At 71.0% G+C, this 16,600-nt stretch carries 15 protein-coding genes and 1 tRNA gene; 8 read left to right on the forward strand and 8 right to left on the reverse strand.

What is annotated here, in order from left to right; all coding sequences use genetic code 11:
* Positions 1-62 precede the first annotated feature (62 nt).
* Together QM621_RS12045 and QM621_RS12050 are read left to right on the forward strand one after the other, a co-directional pair.
* A complete protein-coding gene (locus tag QM621_RS12045) occupies positions 63-659 on the forward strand; it encodes a hypothetical protein (RefSeq protein ID WP_414990630.1) in 597 nt (198 codons plus the stop codon).
* 138 nt (positions 660-797) lie between these two features.
* Positions 798-2,399: an ABC-F family ATP-binding cassette domain-containing protein gene (locus QM621_RS12050; RefSeq protein ID WP_414990631.1), complete on the forward strand. Its 1,602-nt coding sequence runs from the start codon at positions 798-800 to the stop codon at positions 2,397-2,399.
* Positions 2,400-2,404: 5 nt separating this feature from the next.
* Here the strand turns inward: QM621_RS12050 and QM621_RS12055 are convergent, their stop codons facing one another.
* Positions 2,405-2,698: a ribbon-helix-helix protein, CopG family gene (locus QM621_RS12055; protein ID WP_414990632.1), complete on the reverse strand. Its 294-nt coding sequence runs from the start codon at positions 2,696-2,698 to the stop codon at positions 2,405-2,407.
* Entirely contained in the window at positions 2,695-2,985 is a 291-nt protein-coding gene (locus QM621_RS12060) for a hypothetical protein (RefSeq protein ID WP_414990633.1), read from the reverse strand. The genes QM621_RS12055 and QM621_RS12060 overlap by 4 nt, the downstream gene beginning before the upstream one ends.
* Positions 2,986-3,088: 103 nt before the next feature.
* Here QM621_RS12060 and nemA point away from each other — a divergent pair, with 103 nt between their 5' ends.
* Positions 3,089-4,177 carry an N-ethylmaleimide reductase gene (gene nemA, locus QM621_RS12065; protein ID WP_414990634.1) on the forward strand — a complete coding sequence of 363 codons (1,089 nt, stop codon included), beginning with the start codon at positions 3,089-3,091 and terminating at the stop codon, positions 4,175-4,177.
* Positions 4,178-4,244: 67 nt separating this feature from the next.
* On the opposite strand, the gene katG is transcribed toward nemA, so the two are convergent.
* The 4 genes from katG to QM621_RS12085 all read right to left on the reverse strand — a co-directional run bounded on the left by katG (position 4,245) and on the right by QM621_RS12085 (position 9,482).
* Positions 4,245-6,482, reverse strand: a complete 2,238-nt coding sequence (gene katG, locus QM621_RS12070; RefSeq protein WP_414990635.1) for a catalase/peroxidase HPI — start codon at positions 6,480-6,482, stop codon at positions 4,245-4,247.
* Between the two features lie 35 nt (positions 6,483-6,517).
* Complete coding sequence (locus tag QM621_RS12075) at positions 6,518-6,940, reverse strand: Fur family transcriptional regulator (RefSeq protein ID WP_414990681.1); 423 nt, start codon at positions 6,938-6,940, stop codon at positions 6,518-6,520.
* Between the two features lie 77 nt (positions 6,941-7,017).
* Positions 7,018-7,917, reverse strand: coding sequence for a diacylglycerol/lipid kinase family protein (locus QM621_RS12080; RefSeq protein WP_414990636.1), 900 nt, complete (start codon positions 7,915-7,917; stop codon positions 7,018-7,020).
* Positions 7,914-9,482, reverse strand: coding sequence for an FAD-binding oxidoreductase (locus QM621_RS12085; protein WP_414990637.1), 1,569 nt, complete (start codon positions 9,480-9,482; stop codon positions 7,914-7,916). The genes QM621_RS12080 and QM621_RS12085 overlap by 4 nt, the downstream gene beginning before the upstream one ends.
* A 17-nt stretch (positions 9,483-9,499) precedes the next feature.
* Here QM621_RS12085 and QM621_RS12090 point away from each other — a divergent pair, with 17 nt between their 5' ends.
* From QM621_RS12090 to QM621_RS12100, 3 genes are all read left to right on the forward strand, one after another.
* Entirely contained in the window at positions 9,500-11,035 is a 1,536-nt protein-coding gene (locus QM621_RS12090; RefSeq protein WP_414990638.1) for a glycerol-3-phosphate dehydrogenase/oxidase, read from the forward strand.
* A 63-nt stretch (positions 11,036-11,098) separates the two neighbouring features.
* Complete coding sequence (locus QM621_RS12095) at positions 11,099-13,615, forward strand: hypothetical protein (RefSeq protein WP_414990639.1); 2,517 nt, start codon at positions 11,099-11,101, stop codon at positions 13,613-13,615.
* A gap of 39 nt (positions 13,616-13,654) precedes the next feature.
* Positions 13,655-13,727: transfer RNA gene (locus QM621_RS12100), tRNA-Lys, on the forward strand.
* Here the strand turns inward: QM621_RS12100 and QM621_RS12105 are convergent.
* Complete coding sequence (locus QM621_RS12105; RefSeq protein ID WP_414990682.1) at positions 13,689-14,066, reverse strand: helix-turn-helix domain-containing protein; 378 nt, start codon at positions 14,064-14,066, stop codon at positions 13,689-13,691. The genes QM621_RS12100 and QM621_RS12105 overlap by 39 nt on opposite strands.
* Before the next feature lie 48 nt (positions 14,067-14,114).
* Between QM621_RS12105 and QM621_RS12110 the strand changes: the two genes are divergently transcribed.
* Positions 14,115-14,285: a helix-turn-helix domain-containing protein gene (locus QM621_RS12110; protein WP_414990640.1), complete on the forward strand. Its 171-nt coding sequence runs from the start codon at positions 14,115-14,117 to the stop codon at positions 14,283-14,285.
* Positions 14,286-14,366: 81 nt separating this feature from the next.
* On the opposite strand, the gene QM621_RS12115 is transcribed toward QM621_RS12110, so the two are convergent.
* Positions 14,367-14,579, reverse strand: coding sequence for a type II toxin-antitoxin system prevent-host-death family antitoxin (locus QM621_RS12115; RefSeq protein WP_414990641.1), 213 nt, complete (start codon positions 14,577-14,579; stop codon positions 14,367-14,369).
* 529 nt (positions 14,580-15,108) lie between these two features.
* On the opposite strand from QM621_RS12115, the gene QM621_RS12120 reads away from it, so the two are divergent.
* The gene (locus QM621_RS12120; RefSeq protein ID WP_414990642.1) at positions 15,109-16,596 is read left to right on the forward strand and encodes an ABC transporter permease; all 1,488 of its coding nucleotides are present in this window, start codon (positions 15,109-15,111) and stop codon (positions 16,594-16,596) included.
* The last annotated feature ends 4 nt before the right edge of the window (positions 16,597-16,600 follow it).

A 16,600-nucleotide genomic window follows, 5' to 3' on the forward strand; every position in this document is an offset into this window, starting at 1 on the left:
CGACTTCGGCTCGAAGCTCGTCGGGCTACTACGTCCTCTCGCTCGTCTTCCACCAGCAAGACGTGAGCATCACGGCTCAGATAGACCGCCTCGACCAGTCGCTGAGCGACGTCGGGTTCGAGCGCAGTCATACGGTTCACACCGGGGCGCTGATCCGCAACGAGGAGGAATATCGGGGACTCCCTGTCGAGTTGCGCAAAGCCGTATTCACTCGGATCTACGCCTTCTCCGTCAAAGCCCCCATCAGCTACACGTCGTTCTGCCTGCGCAGGAGGGAGCACCCCGAACCCCAGACGCTCATCGCGGCGCTGTCCCGAGCGCTCGCCGAGTTCTTGCGAGAGAACGCCACCTACTTCTTATCCTTCGACCGCGTGGTCGTCTACTACGACAACGGTCAACACCAGATCACCGAGGTGCTGAACACGGTGCTCAACTCCTTCTTCTTCCGCCCGCAATTCAAGAACGTCCAACCCGCGCAGTACCGCTTGTTCCAAACCGCTGACTTCTTCTGCGCTCTGGAACTGTTGAGAGCCAAATCGGCCGACAACGCCTTGTCACGTTCCGACCTCTACTTCTTCCGCACCACACAGCGTCTGCGCAAGGACTACCTCCGCAAAATCGAGACGCGACGCTTTCCGCGTCGACCGCCCATGCCGTAGCCTGAGCATGGCCCATCGCCTCACGAAGGATCTCCCGGTGAAGAACTCGCCTCGACTTCTCGCACAATCCGTGCGCTGATTCGGCGACCCCGGGAAGGGGCTCACAGCGGTCAGCGCGCCTGATTCACCGGGAGCCTCATGCCTGCCTCGATCCACCCCGCCGTCGTCCTCGACGGCCTCTGTCTCTCCTGGCCCGACGGCACGGGCGCGCTCGATCACGTCAGCGGCGTGTTCAGCCACGGCCGCACCGGGCTCGTCGGCGCGAACGGCGTCGGCAAATCGACGCTGTCGCGCCTGATCGTCGGCGAGCTCGCCCCGACCGACGGGTCGGTGAGCGTCGACGGCGACATCGCCTATCTTGATCAGGCCGTCCATCGTCTCCCCGGGGCGACCCTCGCCGACCTGCTCGGCGTGCGCGACGTCGTGGAGGCCCTGGCCGCCATCGAAGACGGGAGCACCGACCCGGCTTGCTTCGACGCCGTCGGCGACGACTGGGACGTCCATGAGCGCTGCGCGGCCGAGCTCGCCGCCGTCGGGCTGGACGGGCTCGACCTCGACCGGCCGGTCGCCCAGATGAGCGGCGGCGAGGTCGTGCTCGCCGCGCTCACCGGCCTGCGCGCGCGACGGGCCTCGGTGACCGTCCTCGACGAGCCGACCAACAACCTCGACCGCGACACGCGGCGGCGCGTCCACGAGCAGATCGCCACCTGGCCGGGCACGTTGATCGTCGTCAGCCACGACGTCGCCCTGCTCGACCTGATGGACGCGACCGCGGAACTGCACGCGGGCGGCCTGACCGTCTTCGGCGGCGGCTACCACGCGTGGCGCGAGCACCTGGCGGTCGAGCAGGAGGCCGCCGAGCGAACGTTGCGGACTGCCGAGCAACGGCTGCGCGCCGAGAAGCGCCAGCGCGTCGAGCTGGAGACCCGGCTCGCGCACCGGCAGAAGCAGGGGGCGAAGGCCGGTCGGGAGAAGCGGGTGCCGAAGATCCTCGCGAACACCCGCAAGTTCCAGGCCGAGAACAGCGCCGCCCGAGTGCGCGGCGTCGCCGAGGACCGGCTGGACGACGCCCGTCAGGCCGCCCGGTCGGCCGCCGAGGCGATCCGCGACGACCGGACGATCCGCGTCGACCTGCCCGATCCCGGGCTGTCGCCGCGCCGACGACTGGCCGAGTTCTCCGATGGCGATCTCGTCGTGGAGTCGCGCGGCGACGAGCGCATCGCCCTGACCGGCGCGAACGGGATCGGCAAGACCCGGCTGTTGCGCGAGCTGATGGGCCGCGGCCTGCGTCCCGGGTCGGCGCGGGCGCTCGCCCACACCGACCGGATCGGTTATCTCGACCAGCGGCTCGGCGACCTCGACGACGCCGTCAGCGCGTTGGAGGCCGTGCGTTCGGCCTGCCCGGACGCCCCTGTCGGCCAGGTGCGCGCCCAATTAGCGCGCTTCCTGCTGCGCGGGGAGGAGGTGGGGCGCCGCGTCGGCGACCTGTCCGGCGGCGAACGGTTCCGGGTCGCGCTGGCGCGGCTGCTGCTGGCCGAGCCCGCCCATCACCTGCTGGTGCTCGACGAGCCGACCAACCACCTCGACCTCGACTCCGTCGACGCGCTCGTCTCAGCCCTGTCCTCCAACCGCTCCGGCCTCATCGTGGTCAGCCATGACGACGACTTCCTGGAAAGACTCGACATCGACGTCTGGCTGGAACTCACCGAGGAAGGGTTGCGGCAGGCAGTCCAGCCGTGATTCCGTCAAGCGGTCGCGTGCGCCCACTCCGCGAGCGCGGCGCGGATCGCCTCCGAGCGAGTGCGCTGCTCCCTCTCAGCGCGGGCCATCACCGCAGCGAGCTCGGACTCGCTCAGACGTACCGTCACCGCTTTCGTCTGCTCACCAGAACGCGACGGACGCCCTGGCGAACGGAACGCCGCGCCAGGGAATCCGTCCTCTGCGTTCTTGGCGAGGCGGGCGATCACCTCCTCGGTGATCTCCACACCGTCGATCACACCATAGGAACCGTTCACCGGCTTCGCGATCTTGTCACTCATCTCGACCTCCTCTGCATCTTGGCCACCACTGCCCGACGGGCGGGCATCGCATGGATCACGAGGTAGCGCGAGCCGTTCCCGAAACTCAACGCCGCCAACTCCCAGGGTCGGGCCGCGCTGTCGAACGCAAGACGCATATATCGCGGCGGCTCATCATCGTCGATCACCGTCTCCTCAGTGCCTTCCGTCCACATACGGACCACTTCGTCGGCGTCCAAGCCATGTTTGAGCGCCGACTCGTGTACCTGCACATCCAACAGAAACACCCCCCAACCTGTTTCGTACACAAAAATAGCATAATTTTGTGTACGAAACTAGGCTAGTTAAAGCCTGCCCATCACAGCGTAGGAGACTCTGGAATAGCTGCCTCACTTCGCGGTTGAGCCTCACGTGAGCACTCTCTTCGAACCTGTGACCCTCGGCGCGGTGGCGCTGCCGCATCGCGTCGTGATGGCGCCCCTGACCCGCATGCGCGCCACGCCGCCGGGCGACACGGCGAGCGAGCTGTCGCGCGAGTACTACGTCCAGCGCGCCTCCGCGGGACTGATCGTGTCGGAGGGAACGCAGGTCTCGACGTGGGGCAAGGGCTACATGGACACCCCCGGCATCCATACCCTCGAGCAAGTCGCGGCGTGGCGGGAGGTGACCGATGCGGTGCACGCGGCGGGCGGACGGATCGCGGCGCAGCTGTGGCACGTCGGACGGGTGTCGCACGAGTCCTTCCACGACGGCGAGCCGCCCGTGTCGGCGTCCGCCCTGCCCTACCGCAACCGCACGACCGTGCGCGGCGAGGACGGCCGGCCCCAGCGCGTCAACTGCCCGACGCCGCAGGCGCTCACCGCCCGCGGCATCGCGCAGACGGTCGAGGACTACCGCCGAGCGACCGTCAACGCGCGCGAGGCGGGCTTCGACCTCGTCGAGATCCACGCCGCCCACGGCTATCTGCTGCACCAGTTCCTCAGCCCCGTCAGCAACCACCGCGACGACGCGTACGGCGGCTCGGTCGAGAACCGCGAGCGGCTGACCCTGGAGGTCGTCGACGCGGTGACGGACGCGTGGTCCGCCGACCGCGTCGGCATCCGCGTCTCCCCCGTCGGAAAGTTCAACGGGCTGGAGGACCTGGGGGGCGGCGAGGCCGGACTCCACCTCGCCGGAGAACTGGCGCGGCGCGACCTGGCCTATCTGCACCTGTCGGAACCGGACTGGGCCGGCGGCCCCGCCCTCGACGACGACTTCCGCGCCCGGTTGCGCGCAGCCTTCCCCGGCCCGATCATCGGCGCGGGCGCGTACACGGCCGAGAAGGCCGAACGGCTGCTCGGCGCGGGCCTGATCGACGCGGTCGCCTTCGGCCGGGCGTTCATCGCCAACCCCGACCTGCCCGCGCGCCTGCGCTCCGGCGGCCCGTTCAACGAGCCGGACCCGGCGACCTTCTACGGCGGCGGCGCCGAGGGGTACGTCGACTACCCGGCGCTGGGCTGAGCCAGACACGACAAGAGGGGCGCTCCACGAACGGAGCGCCCCTCACTCGTCGGTCAGACGACCGGACTCAGACCAGGTCGAAGCGGTCGGCCTCCATGACCTTCGTCCAGGCGCCGACGAAGTCCGCGACGAACTTCTCCTTCGCGTCGTCGCTGGCGTAGACCTCGGCCAGCGCCCGCAGCTCGGAGTTCGAGCCGAAGACGAGGTCGGCGCGGCTGCCGGTCCAGCGGACCTCGCCCGAGGCGTCGCGCGCCTCGAAGGTCGTGCTGTCGGCGCCCGTCGGCTTCCACTCGACGCCCATGTCGAGCAGGTTGACGAAGAAGTCGTTCGTCAGCGTGCCCGGAGCGTCGGTCAGGACGCCCAGCGAGGAGCGGTCGTAGGTGGCGCCGAGAACCCGCAGACCGCCGACCAGCACGGTCATCTCCGGCGCGCTCAGGCCCAGCAGGTTGGCCTTGTCGACCAGCAGGTACTCGGCCGGGAGACGGTTGCCCTTGCCGTAGTAGTTGCGGAATCCGTCGGCCTTCGGCTCCAGCCACGCGAAGGAGTCGACATCGGTCTGCTCCTGCACCGCGTCGACCCGGCCGGGCGTGAACGGCACGGTGATGTCGTGTCCGGCCGCCTTCGCCGCCTGCTCGACGCCCACGCCGCCGGCGAGCACGACGACGTCGGCCAGCGACACCTGCGCGCCGCCCTTCCCGTTGAAGTCGGCCTGGACGCCCTCCAGGACCTCCAGCACGCGACGCAACTCACCGGGGTTGTTGGCCTCCCAACCGATCTGGGGTTCCAGGCGCACCCGAGCGCCGTTGGCGCCGCCGCGCATGTCGCTGTTGCGGAACGACGAGGCCGAGGCCCACGCGGTGCTCACGAGGTCGGCGACGCTCAGGCCGGTCGCGGCGATGGCCTCCTTGAGCGCGGCGACGTCGGCCTCGCCGATCGGGTCGCCCTCAGCCGCCGGCAGCGGGTCCTGCCACGGCAGCGCCTCGGCCGGCACCTCCGGACCCAGGTAGCGCGCCACCGGCCCCATGTCGCGGTGCGTCAGCTTGAACCAGGCCCGCGCGAAAGCGTCGGAGAACGCCTGCTGGTCGTCCTTGAAACGCTGGGAGATCTCGGCGTAGACCGGGTCGAAGCGCAAGGCGAGGTCGGACGTCAGCATGCGCGGTTCCTGGCTGCCGGCGCCGTGCGCGGCGGGCACCATGTCGCTGCCCGCACCGTCCTTCGGACGCCACTGCTTCGCCCCGGCCGGCGACTCGGTCAGCTCCCACTCGTAGGCGTACAGGATGTGGAAGAACTCGTTGTCCCAGCGGGTCGGGTGGTAGGTCCAGGTGACCTCCAGGCCCGAGGTGATGGCGTCGGCGCCCTTGCCGGTGCCGTGGCTCGACTTCCAGCCGAAGCCCTGCTCTTCGATCGACGCACCCTCCGGCTCGGCACCGACCAACTCGGCCGGGCCGGCGCCGTGGGTCTTGCCGAAGGTGTGACCGCCGGCGATCAGCGCGACGGTCTCCTCGTCGTTCATGCCCATACGGCCGAAGGTGTCGCGGATGTCGCGCGCCGAGGCGAGCGGGTCGGGGACACCCTCGGGGCCCTCGGGGTTGACGTAGATGAGACCCATCTGCACCGCCGCGAGCGGGTTCTCCAGGTCACGTTCGCCGGAGTAGCGCTGCTTGCCGCCCTCCTCGCCGCCGAGCCACTCGGTCTCCGGACCCCAGTAGACGTCCTCGTCGGGCTCCCAGACGTCCTCGCGGCCGCCGGCGAAGCCGAAGGTCTCGAAGCCCATGTTCTCCAGCGCGACATTGCCGGCCAGGATCATCAGGTCGGCCCACGAGATCGACTGACCGTACTTCTTCTTGACCGGCCACAGCAGGCGGCGGGCCTTGTCGAGGTTGCCGTTGTCGGGCCAGCTGTTGAGCGGGGCGAAGCGCTGCTGGCCCGTGCCGCCGCCGCCGCGGCCGTCCTGCACGCGGTAGGTGCCCGCGCTGTGCCAGGCCATGCGGATCATGAACGGGCCGTAGTTGCCGAAGTCGGCCGGCCACCAGTCCTGCGAGTCGGTCAGCACCGCGTCGATGTCGGCCTTGACGGCGGCGAGGTCGAGCGCCTCGAAGGCGGCCTTGTAGTCGAAGTCGTCGTCGAGCGGGTTGGCGACGTCGGGGTTCTTCGCGAGGATCTTCAAGTTGAGCCGCTGCGGCCACCAGCTCTGGTTGCCGCTGCGGCTCTCGGTCGGGTGCGCCGCGGCGCCGTGGGCGACGGGGCAGCCGCCGCTCTTGCTCGACTCGTTGACGTCGGCCAACTCGGTGTCGTTCTCAGCCATGTCCGGTCCTCTCAGGTGGGTGTGGTGCGGGGAAATCAGGGGGTGGTCGCGGAAGCGCAGCCGGGGCACAGGCCCCAGTAGACGACCTCGGCCTCGTCGACGACGTAGCCGTGGTCGTGCGACGGGGTCAGGCAGGGCGCGAGGCCGACGGCGCAGTCGACGTCGGCGATCGAGCCGCAGGCACGGCAGACCAGGTGGTGGTGGTTGTCGCCGACGCGCGACTCGTAGCGCGCGACGAGGCCGCTGGGCTGGATGCGGCGGACGAGTCCGGCCTCGGTCAGCGCGGCCAGGGAGTCGTAGACCGCCTGGTGGGACACCTCGGGCAGCTCCTCGCGCGCGGCGGTGATGACCGTGTCGGTGTCGGCGTGCGGATGGCCCTCGACGGCGGCCATGACGGCCAGCCGCGGACGGGTGACGCGCAGCCCGACGTCGCGCAGCATGCGCTCCGCGCCGGACATCGTCGTCATGACCACCACTGTAGCCCTTTTCTTGAATCAATCAAGAAAGGTGAGCCTTGGCTGAGGTCGCCGGGCGCTCAGAACAGGACGTTGAGCGCCCCCGGGAGCACCGACACGACCGCCGGATCGTCGGCCGAGGTCGGCAGCATGCCGAGCGGCTCCCCGTCGCCGCCCATCGGCAGCGACGGCGTGCCGCTGAGCCGGACTGCTTTCCCGCGCAGCTCGGTGACCTGGTCGAGCTCGACGTGCGACCCGTCGTAGACCTTCGGCATCGCCTTGATCATGCCGCGCCGCTGCGCCGCCTCGACCACGATCACGTCGAGCAGGCCGTCGTCGACCACCGCGTTCGGCGCGATCCTCATGCCCTTGCCGTAGTAGCCGGAGTTCGCCACGACGACCGTCGCGGCCACATAGGAGCTGGCCACCCCGTCGACCTCGACGGTCAGCTCGGTCGGCACGTAGGTGGCGAGCGCGTGCACGCTGGCGTAGGGGTACTGCAGCTTCGAGGGCATCCAGCGCACCCGGTCGACGATCTCCGAGGCGCGCGAGTCGACCCCCGAGTAGACCGACCCGGCGACCCGCTGCGGCGCCAGGCCGGGCAGCGTCGCCTCGATCAGGTCGACCGGTCGCTCCTCGCCGTCGAGCAGGACCGCGGCCACCTCGCCCGCGTCCTTCGACAGCCCCAGCATGCGGGCGAAGTCGTTGCCGCGACCGGCCGGCAGCAGCCCCAGGACGCCCTCGTGCCGCGCGACCTCCCCGGCGATGGAGGAGACCATGCCGTCGCCGCCGACCGCGACGACCACGTCGCCCCGGTCGGCGGCGGCGGACACGAGGTCGACCGTGCCCTCCGGCCCCGTCGTATAGGTGACCTCGACCTGGGCGCCGGCCTCGCGCAGCAACTTGGTGACCGGGATGACCGCCTCCGGGGCGCCGCCGCCACCGGAGATCGGGTTGATCAGGAACGAGAAGGACCTCACGGAATCAGAACTCCGGGGTTGAGGACGCCCGCAGGGTCGACGCTCGCCTTCAGGCCCTTGAGCATGGCCACCCCGACCGGGCCGATCTCGCGGGCCAGCCACGCCTTGTGGTCGGTGCCGACCGCGTGGTGGTGGGTGATCGTGGCGCCGCAGTCCATCATCGCGTCGCAGGCGGCCGCCTTCGCCGCCAGCCAGCGCGACAGCGGGTCGTCGCCCTGCTTCGCGGCGACGGTGAAGTAGAGCGAGCAGCCGGTCTCGTAGACGTGCGAGACGTGGCAGAGCACGACCGTGCCCTCGCCGAGGCTCGACTCCAACGCCGTCTTGACCGCGCCGTGCAGCCGCTCGGTGTTCGACCAGAAGGTCGCGGTCTCCAACGTCTCGACCAGCACGCCGACGTCGAGCAGCGAGTCACGCAGGTAGGGCGCGTGGAAGCGGCCCTCGACCCAGGACTGTCCGCGGTCCTCGCCGAGCGCCGTGCCGCCGAGGGCGGTCAGCTCCTCGGCGACCCGCGCGACCTGCGGCGCGATCCGGTCGCCCTCGTGGCCGACGATCATCAGGCAGCCGGTCAGCGCCTCGCCGCCGACGTCGGTCTGGCTGGCCAGGTTGATGGCCGTCTCGGCCTCGTCGGAGAGCCGGATGATGGTGGGCAGCAGCTGGCGCTGGGCGAGGTGGCGCATGGCCGCCTGGCCCGCCGCGAAGGACTCGAACTGCCACGCCTCGTAGCGCGTCTCGGTCGCGACGGCGCGCACCCGCACGGTGACCTCGGTGATGACGCCGAGCGTGCCCTCGGAGCCGAGGACGATCTGGCGGATGTCGGGGCCGGCGGCGTTCAGCGGCGAGGAGCCGACCTCGAGGTCGCCGATGGGCGTGGCCACCTTCAAGGCGACGACCATCTGGTCGAAGCGGCCGAAGCCGGCGCTGTTCTGGCCGCTGCTGCGGGTGGCCGCGAAGCCGCCGATCGTGGCGAACTCGAAGGACTGCGGGTGGTGGCCCAGGCGCAGGCCGTGGGCGGCGAGCAGCTCCTCGGCTGCGGGGCCGCGCACTCCGGGCTGAAAGGTGGCGGTCATCGCGACGGGGTCGACCGAGAGCAGCCGGTCCATGTCGGCGAGGTCGAGGCTGACGACGCCGGCGAAGCCGTCACGGGCGGCGACGAGCCCGCCGGTGACCGCCGTGCCGCCGCCGAAGGGCACGACCGCGACGCGGTGCTCGGCGGCCCAGGCGACGACGGCGGCGACCTCCTCGTGGGTGGTCGGCCGGACGACGACGTCGGGCGCGTCGGACAGGTCGCCGACGCGCGCCTTGAGCAGGTCGGGCGTCGACTTGCCGCGCGTGCGCAGACGGCGCGTCTCGTCGTCGGCGAGGACCTGGTCGGGCGAGGCGAACAGCGCGGCCAGCGAGTCCAGCAGCTCCGGCGCCAGCTGGGAGGCGGGCACCTCGACCGAGGCGGCTCCGGGCGTGTCGTTCGCCCCGAAGATCAGGTCGACCAATTCCTTGGACGAGTCCGGGAGCGGGGTGGCATGGGCGGGGTCTCCCCAACGCTGGGGATGCATCTCACGGTGGGTCACGGTCTAGAGTGTGTCACGTGTCACAGGATTCCAACAGTCATGCGCCCGCGAGTGTCGCCCGCATCGTCCCCGGCCTGGCGGACGCGCCGACCGAGGTCGACGTCCTGGTGGTCGGTCTCGGCGTCACCGGGGCGGGTGTGGCACTCGACGCGGCCGCGCGCGGCCTGTCGGTGCTCGCCGTCGACGCCCACGACGTCGCCTTCGGCACCTCGCGGTGGTCGAGCAAGCTGGTCCACGGCGGACTGCGCTATCTCGCGCACGGCCAGGTGGGCGTGGCGCACGAGAGCGCCGTCGAGCGCGGCGTGCTGATGGAGACGACCGCCCCGCACCTGACCCGGCCGATGCCGATGCTGCTGCCGCTGACCGGCGGGGTGTCGTTCACCCAGGCCACGCTCGCCTCGGCGGGCTTCCGGGCCGGCGACGCGCTGCGGATCGCCGCTGGCACGAGCGTGCGGACCCTCCCCCATCCGCGTCGGGTGTCGGTGGTCGAGACGCTGCGCATGGCGCCGTCGCTGCGCCGCTCCGGGCTGCGCGGCGGACTGCTGAGCTGGGACGGGCAGCTGGAGGACGACGCGCGGCTCGTCACCTGTCTGGCCCGCACCGCCGCCTCGCACGGAGCCGCCGTGCGCACCCACGCGCGGGCGGTGTCGGCCTCCGGCACGCAGGCGCGGCTCCGCGACGAGCTGACCGGTCAGACCCACGACGTGCGCGCGCGGGCGGTGGTCAACGCGACCGGCGTGTGGGCGGGGTCGCTGGTCGAGAACGTGACGCTCAAGCCGTCGCGCGGCACCCATCTCGTGCTGCGCGCCGAGACGCTGCCCGGACTGTCGGCGGCGCTGACCGTGCCGATCCCCGGCACGACCAGCCGTTTCGTCTTCGCGCTGCCGCAGCCCGACGGCACGGTCTACGCAGGCCTGACCGACGAGGAGATCGAGGGCGAGATCCCCGACGTGCCGGAGGCGCCGGAGTCCGACATCGGCTTCCTGATGGACGTCGTCAACCTGGCGTTGGAGCGCCACATCCGGCGCGAGGACGTCGTCGGCGCGTACGCCGGCCTGCGGCCGCTGCTCGACGCGGGCGGCGCGACCTCCGACCTGTCGCGCACTCACGCGGTGCTGACCTCCGAAAGCGGCGTGGTCACGGTGGTCGGCGGCAAGCTCACCACCTACCGGCGCATGGCCGAGGACGCCGTCGACGCGACGGGCGTGACCGCCGAGTCGTCTCAGACCCGCTCGCTGCCGCTGCTCGGCGCGGCCTCCCGCGAGGCGCTCGCGTCGCTGTCCGAGCCCGAACGGCTCGTGCGCCGCTTCGGCACGGAGGCGTCGCTGGTGCTCGACACGGCCCGCGAGGCCAGCGGCCTGAGCGACGACGAGCTGCTCACGCCCGGACCGCGCGGCGTGACGCTGGCCGAGTTGATCTTCGGCGTCACCCACGAGGGCGCCGCCGACGCGAGCGACCTGCTCGACCGCCGCACCCGCCTCGGCCTCGTCCCCGCCGACCGCGAGGCGGCCCTCCCCCTCGCCGAGCGCGCCCTGGCCGTCGCCAACGGTTGAGGCGGTGTCGCCACCGCTCGCACGCCCATGGGAGAAGTCGCACGTTCGTACTACTATGCCCCCATGCCTGTGACTCCCGCCACAGTTCGCCGCGCACTCGCCCTCACCGTCGCCGTCGCCCTGGTCGCGATCCCCGCCGCCGCGACGGCTCTGGAGCCCGTGGGCCCGCTCGGACCCGACCAGCAGCGCCAGGAGTCCGACCCGACGCTCGTCTCCCTGCCGTCGGAGCGGACCTACGACGAGATCCCCGACGACCGCTACGCGATGGCCGGAGGCTGCTACACGCTCCGGGCGCCCGACGGCGCCTGGGTCGCCAAGGACGGGACCGCCTACACGGCCGCCGACGACGAGGCGGACGCCGAGCCCTTCCACTTCCAGGCCACCGAACTCGGCCGCTATCTGCTGTTCGACTCCGAGGAGAAGTTCGTCTCGCGCGCGGGCGGGATCACGGCGGACGACGAGCCGAGCGTGGACGCCGAGTGGACCGTCGAGCAGTCCGGCGACGGCTTCGTCTTCACCGAGGGGCTCGCCGTCGGCGGCGACGGCTCCGGGGCGTTCGCGCTGCGCCTGGCCGAGGGCTGCGCCCACTGGGACGAGGTCGAGGTGAACGTCGAGGGTCCGGTGTTCGGCGGCACCACGCCGATCCAGGAGGTGCGCGGCTACCTCGACGACCACATCCACCACATGGCCTTCGGCTTCCTCGGCGGCGGCATCCACTGCGGCCGTCCCTGGCACCCCTACGGCGTGAAGTACGCGCTCGCCGACTGTCCCGACGCCGAGACGGCCCTGCCCGAGGCGGTCCTCAACGGCGGCGTCAGCTCCGAGCCGGGCGGCTGGCCGACCTTCGCCGGATGGCCCGCCCACGCCGACCTCATCCACGAGGGCACCTACTACAAGTGGGTCGAGCGCGCGTGGCGCGGCGGACAGCGGCTGTGGGTCAACCTGCTCGTCGAGAACACGGTCCTCTGCTCGATCTACCCGGGGCCGAACAAGACCTGCACCGACATGGACTCGATCCGCACCCAGGCCGCGCAGGCCCGCGAGTTCCAGGACTACGTCGACGCCCAGTGGGGCGGCCCCGGCCAGGGCTGGTACCGCATCGTCGGCACGCCCTCGGAGGCGCGCGCGGTCATCAACCAGGGCAAGCTCGCGGTGGTGCTCGGCACCGAGACCAGCAATCTGTTCGGCTGCAGCATGATCCTCGACAGCGCCGCTCCTCAGTGCACCGAGGAGGCCATCGTCGAGGGCCTCGACGAGCTGCACGCGCTCGGCGTGCGTCAGATGGTGCCGACGCACAAGTTCGACAACGCCTTCGCCGGGGCCAAGGGCGACGAGGGCTTCAACGGCATCGCCACCAATCTGGGCAACTTCCTCCAGAACGGCACCTTCTTCGACATGGAGACCTGCCAGGAGGGCCAGACCGCCGACCACACGCAGCTCAACCCGGACTCGATCCCGGAGGAGCAGCTGTCCGCCGGGCTGGGATCGCTGCTCGGAGCGGTCTCCTCCGCCAGCCCGCTGCCGGTGGCGCTCCCCGCCTACGGGCCGGGGCCGCACTGCAACCAGAAGCACCTGACCGACCTCGGGCGCTTCATGCTGGACCAGATGGTCGCGCGGAACATCATCTACGACGTCGACCACATGAACGCCTTCAGCCGCTCCGAGGCGCTCGACGAGCTCGAACGCCTCGGCTACTCCGGCGTCATCTCCAGCCACTCCTGGTCCGACCCGACCGCCTATCCGCGCATCTACGCCCTCGGCGGCATGGTGAACCCGTACGCGGGGCACAGCGAGGGCTTCGCGAGCGAGTGGCAGGGCCACCAGGCCAGCGTCGACGGCCGCTTCTACTACGGCGTCGGCTACGGGGCCGACACCAACGGGCTCGGCCCGCAGGGCGGCCCGCGCAACCCGACCGACGACCCGGTCGTCTACCCCTTCACCGGGCCGGGCGGCGTCCAGATCGACCAGCAGGTCTCCGGCCAGCGCACCTACGACGTCAACACAGACGGCGTGGCCCACTACGGCCTGTACCCGGACTGGATCCAGGACCTGCAGATGGTCGCCGGACGCGACATCAACACCGACCTGCTGCGCGGCCCCGAGGCGTACCTGCTGATGTGGGAGCGCGCCAACGGCATCACGAACGACGCCTGCCGCCAGCCGGAGCTGCGCCGTCAGGTCGACGAGTTCGCCACCATCGCCGCGGGCACGGGCGCCGACGACGTGCTGGCCGGCTTCGGCCAGCCGCACCTGCGCCGCGACGACACGTACCAGTACTGCGCCCTGAACGGCGACGCCGCCGCCACCGTGACGGTGACCTTCGACGGCGTCCAGACGACCGGCGTGACGAGCGACGCGACCGGCGACGCGCCGACCGATCCCGACGGCGCGCAGACCGTCGCCACGAACGAACTCGGCTCCGGCGGCGGCGTCCTCGGCGACGCCGAGGACGGACTTCCCGGCGCCGGCGGCCCCGGCCTCGACACGCTGATCGCGGGACTGCTCGCCCTGGCCTTCGGCGGCGCCATGCTCACCGCCACCGGCCGCCTCCGCGCCGACCGAGGCGGTCCGACCCCCTGACACCGGACGCGGGCGACCGTGGTAGCGTTCTTCTCCGTCGCACCCCTAGCTCAATTGGCAGAGCAGCTGACTCTTAATCAGCGGGTTCACGGTTCGAGTCCGTGGGGGTGTACGAACCGCCAGGCCCCCGACCATCACGGTCGGGGGCCTGGCCCGTCTCCAGCCACTCCAGGCTGACCCCCGTCACAGCGGCCCACGCCATCAGCATGGGCCGCTTCGGCGTTCCGTGACCGTTCTCATAGCGCCGGATCGTCCCGGCACTGATGCCCAGTCGCTCAGAGAGTTCCGGCTGCGTCATGCCGGCATGTCGCCGCGCCAGTTCCAGCCGAAGCGCCGCGTCAAGGGCCGGCACCACGCCCGTATCAGTGATCGTCATGTGAGGAAGTTTAATCACATTTGCGTCGGTTCCGCACAAAAACATCGCGACACGCCGAGTCGGTTGCTTCCTCATGTGCTTGGTTCAGAACATGATCGACGCATACGACGAGTTCACGAGCTGTTGACGACTGCTGAGGCGGCGGAGCTGCTGGGCGTCAGCGTGCCCGCAGTGCTCCGCATGGCCAAGTACGGCCGCATCGCCCCGTTCCACAAGATCCCGGGGCGCACCGACCCCCACACGTTCCACCGCGACGAGGTGACGCGCGTGCTCGCCGAGAGGAATCTGTCATGAGTGATCGAGTCCAAGCGGATCGACGAGCTGGAGCCGGGTGCCCGGGTGATGCTGCCGGTTATGTCGACGGCGGCGGCCGGCTTACGCCGCAGCCTCGACGGGACCGTCGAACGCCTCGTCGAGCGAGACGTACTCGTCGTCCGGCTCATGGAGGCTGAGACGGTCCTCCAAGTCGTCGATACGCTCCTGCACCGCCTCATAGGCCTCGACCGAGACGAGGACGCCGACGGGGCGGCCAGGACGCAGGAGGAACACCTCGTGCTCGGCGGCCTCGTCCACGAGGTCGCCGAGCACGGCACGGGCCTCGCTTGCGATCCATCGCGATCAGAGCTCCTTGTAGACGGACTGGCGGGTGCCGACGTACGTCACGCTGACGACGGACACCTTGTCGTCGATCCGGAAGCCACGCGGTAGTCACCGACGCGGACCCGGTAACCGGGGTGGCTGGTCGGCTTCTCCGACCCGACAGGCCGGGGCTCGGTCGCGAGGCCGTCCATACGCTCACGGATCCTCACCCGCTGCAGCGCGTCGATCTTCCGCGACGCCTTGACGACGCGACGGGCGACGACCACTCGGTGAGCCATGACAAAAAATGTCACTAAAGTTTGTACAAAAGCCAACAGGTGCGGCCGTACCCCATCTGCGCAGCCTGGCGTCTGCTGCCGAGCCCCCGGCCGATATCGGCCCACGACTCACCGCGGGCGCAGGCCAGCAGGCGGCGCGATCCCGTCTGACAGGACGCCCACAGGCATGTCCCAGCCCGCGCCGATCCGGGCTCCCTAACGTCGCTCTCGACCCCACCAGTCGAAGCGAGAGGGACCCCATGTTCACCACGTATCTGAGACGAGAGCTGAGCGGGCGGCGCAAGCAGACCGCGATCGTCGCGGTCGGCCTCGCCGTCGCGATCATGCTCGTCATCGTCGTCAACGCCTTCGCCGGCGGCGTGCGCCAGGCCCAAGCCGACGTGCTGTCGTCGGTCTACGGCGTCGGCACCGACGTCACCGTCACCCAGGCCCCCGAGCCAGGATCGGGCGGACCGCCCGACGGCGGCCAGTTCGACTTCGCCGAGGGCGAGGGCGAGAGCACCGAGGAGGGCTCCACCACGCTGTCGCAGGAGCAGCTCGGCACGGCGAGGGGCCAGACCGCCTACGCCGCCGACGCGGTCGCCACGATCACCGGACTCGACGGGGTCAGCGCCGCCGTCGGCACGCTCAGCCTCGAGAACAACAGCTTCAGCGGCGAGATCCCGCAGATGTCCGGCACCGACGACAGCGGCACGGGGGGCGGCGGCGGACCGCCGGAGGGTGGCAGCGGCGGCGGTAGCGGCGGCCCCAGCTCGTTCTCGGTCGACCGGTTCAGCGTGACCGGCGTGGACGCCTCCGTCGACGCGCTCGGCCCGCTCACCACGCTGGAGATCACCGACGGCGAGGGACTGTCGTCGGCGGGCGAGTCCGACCCGGTCGCAGTGCTCGACGCGGTCTACGCCGCCGAGGTCGGCCTCGCCGTCGGAGACACGCTGTCCGTCGGCGGCGCCGAGGTGACCGTCATCGGCCTCGCGTCCTCCACCAGCGGCGAGGACGTCGCCACCGAGTCGAACGTCTACGTGCCGTTGGCACTCGCGCAGTCGCTGTCGGGGCTCGAAGGCCAGGTCTCGACGATCTACGTGCAGGCCGAGTCCGCCGACGCGGTCGAGGACGTGGCCGCGGCCATCTCCGAGGCGCTGCCGGACCTGTCGGTGGAGACGCAGGAGGATCTGGCGTCGTCGGTGTCCGGCTCGCTGTCGAGCGCGGCCGACCTGGCCTCGTCGCTGGGACGTTGGCTGTCGTTGGCGGTGCTCGCGGCGGCCTTCGCGGTCGCGGTCCTGTTCACCGTCTCCGGCGTCACCCGCCGCACCCGCGAGCTGGGCACGCTGCGCGCCATCGGCTGGTCCCGGCGCAAGGTCGTCGGGCAGATCGCCGGGGAGTCGCTGGCCCAGGCCCTCGTCGGCGGCGTGCTCGGCGCGCTGGCCGGACTGCTCGCCATCGGGGCGCTGAACCTCGCGAACATCACCTTGACCGCCGCGCAGGCCGCTCAAGGCGGACCCGGCGGGGGCGGACCGGGAGGCGGGCCCGGCGGCGGACCCGGCGGCTCCTCCGACGCGGCGCAGGCCGCCTCGTCCGCGGTCGACGTCGTCTTGCACGCGCCGGTCAGCTTCCAGATCGTCGCCATCGCCCTCGGCGTCGCCATCGCCGGAGGCCTGCTCGCCGGAGCCGTCGGCGGCTGGCGCGCCGCCCGCCTGAGCCCCGCCGTCGCCCTGCGCTCCATCGCCTGAAAGG

This window comes from Aeromicrobium sp. (assembly GCF_047606445.1).
In the GTDB taxonomy this organism is placed as follows: domain Bacteria; phylum Actinomycetota; class Actinomycetes; order Propionibacteriales; family Nocardioidaceae; genus Aeromicrobium.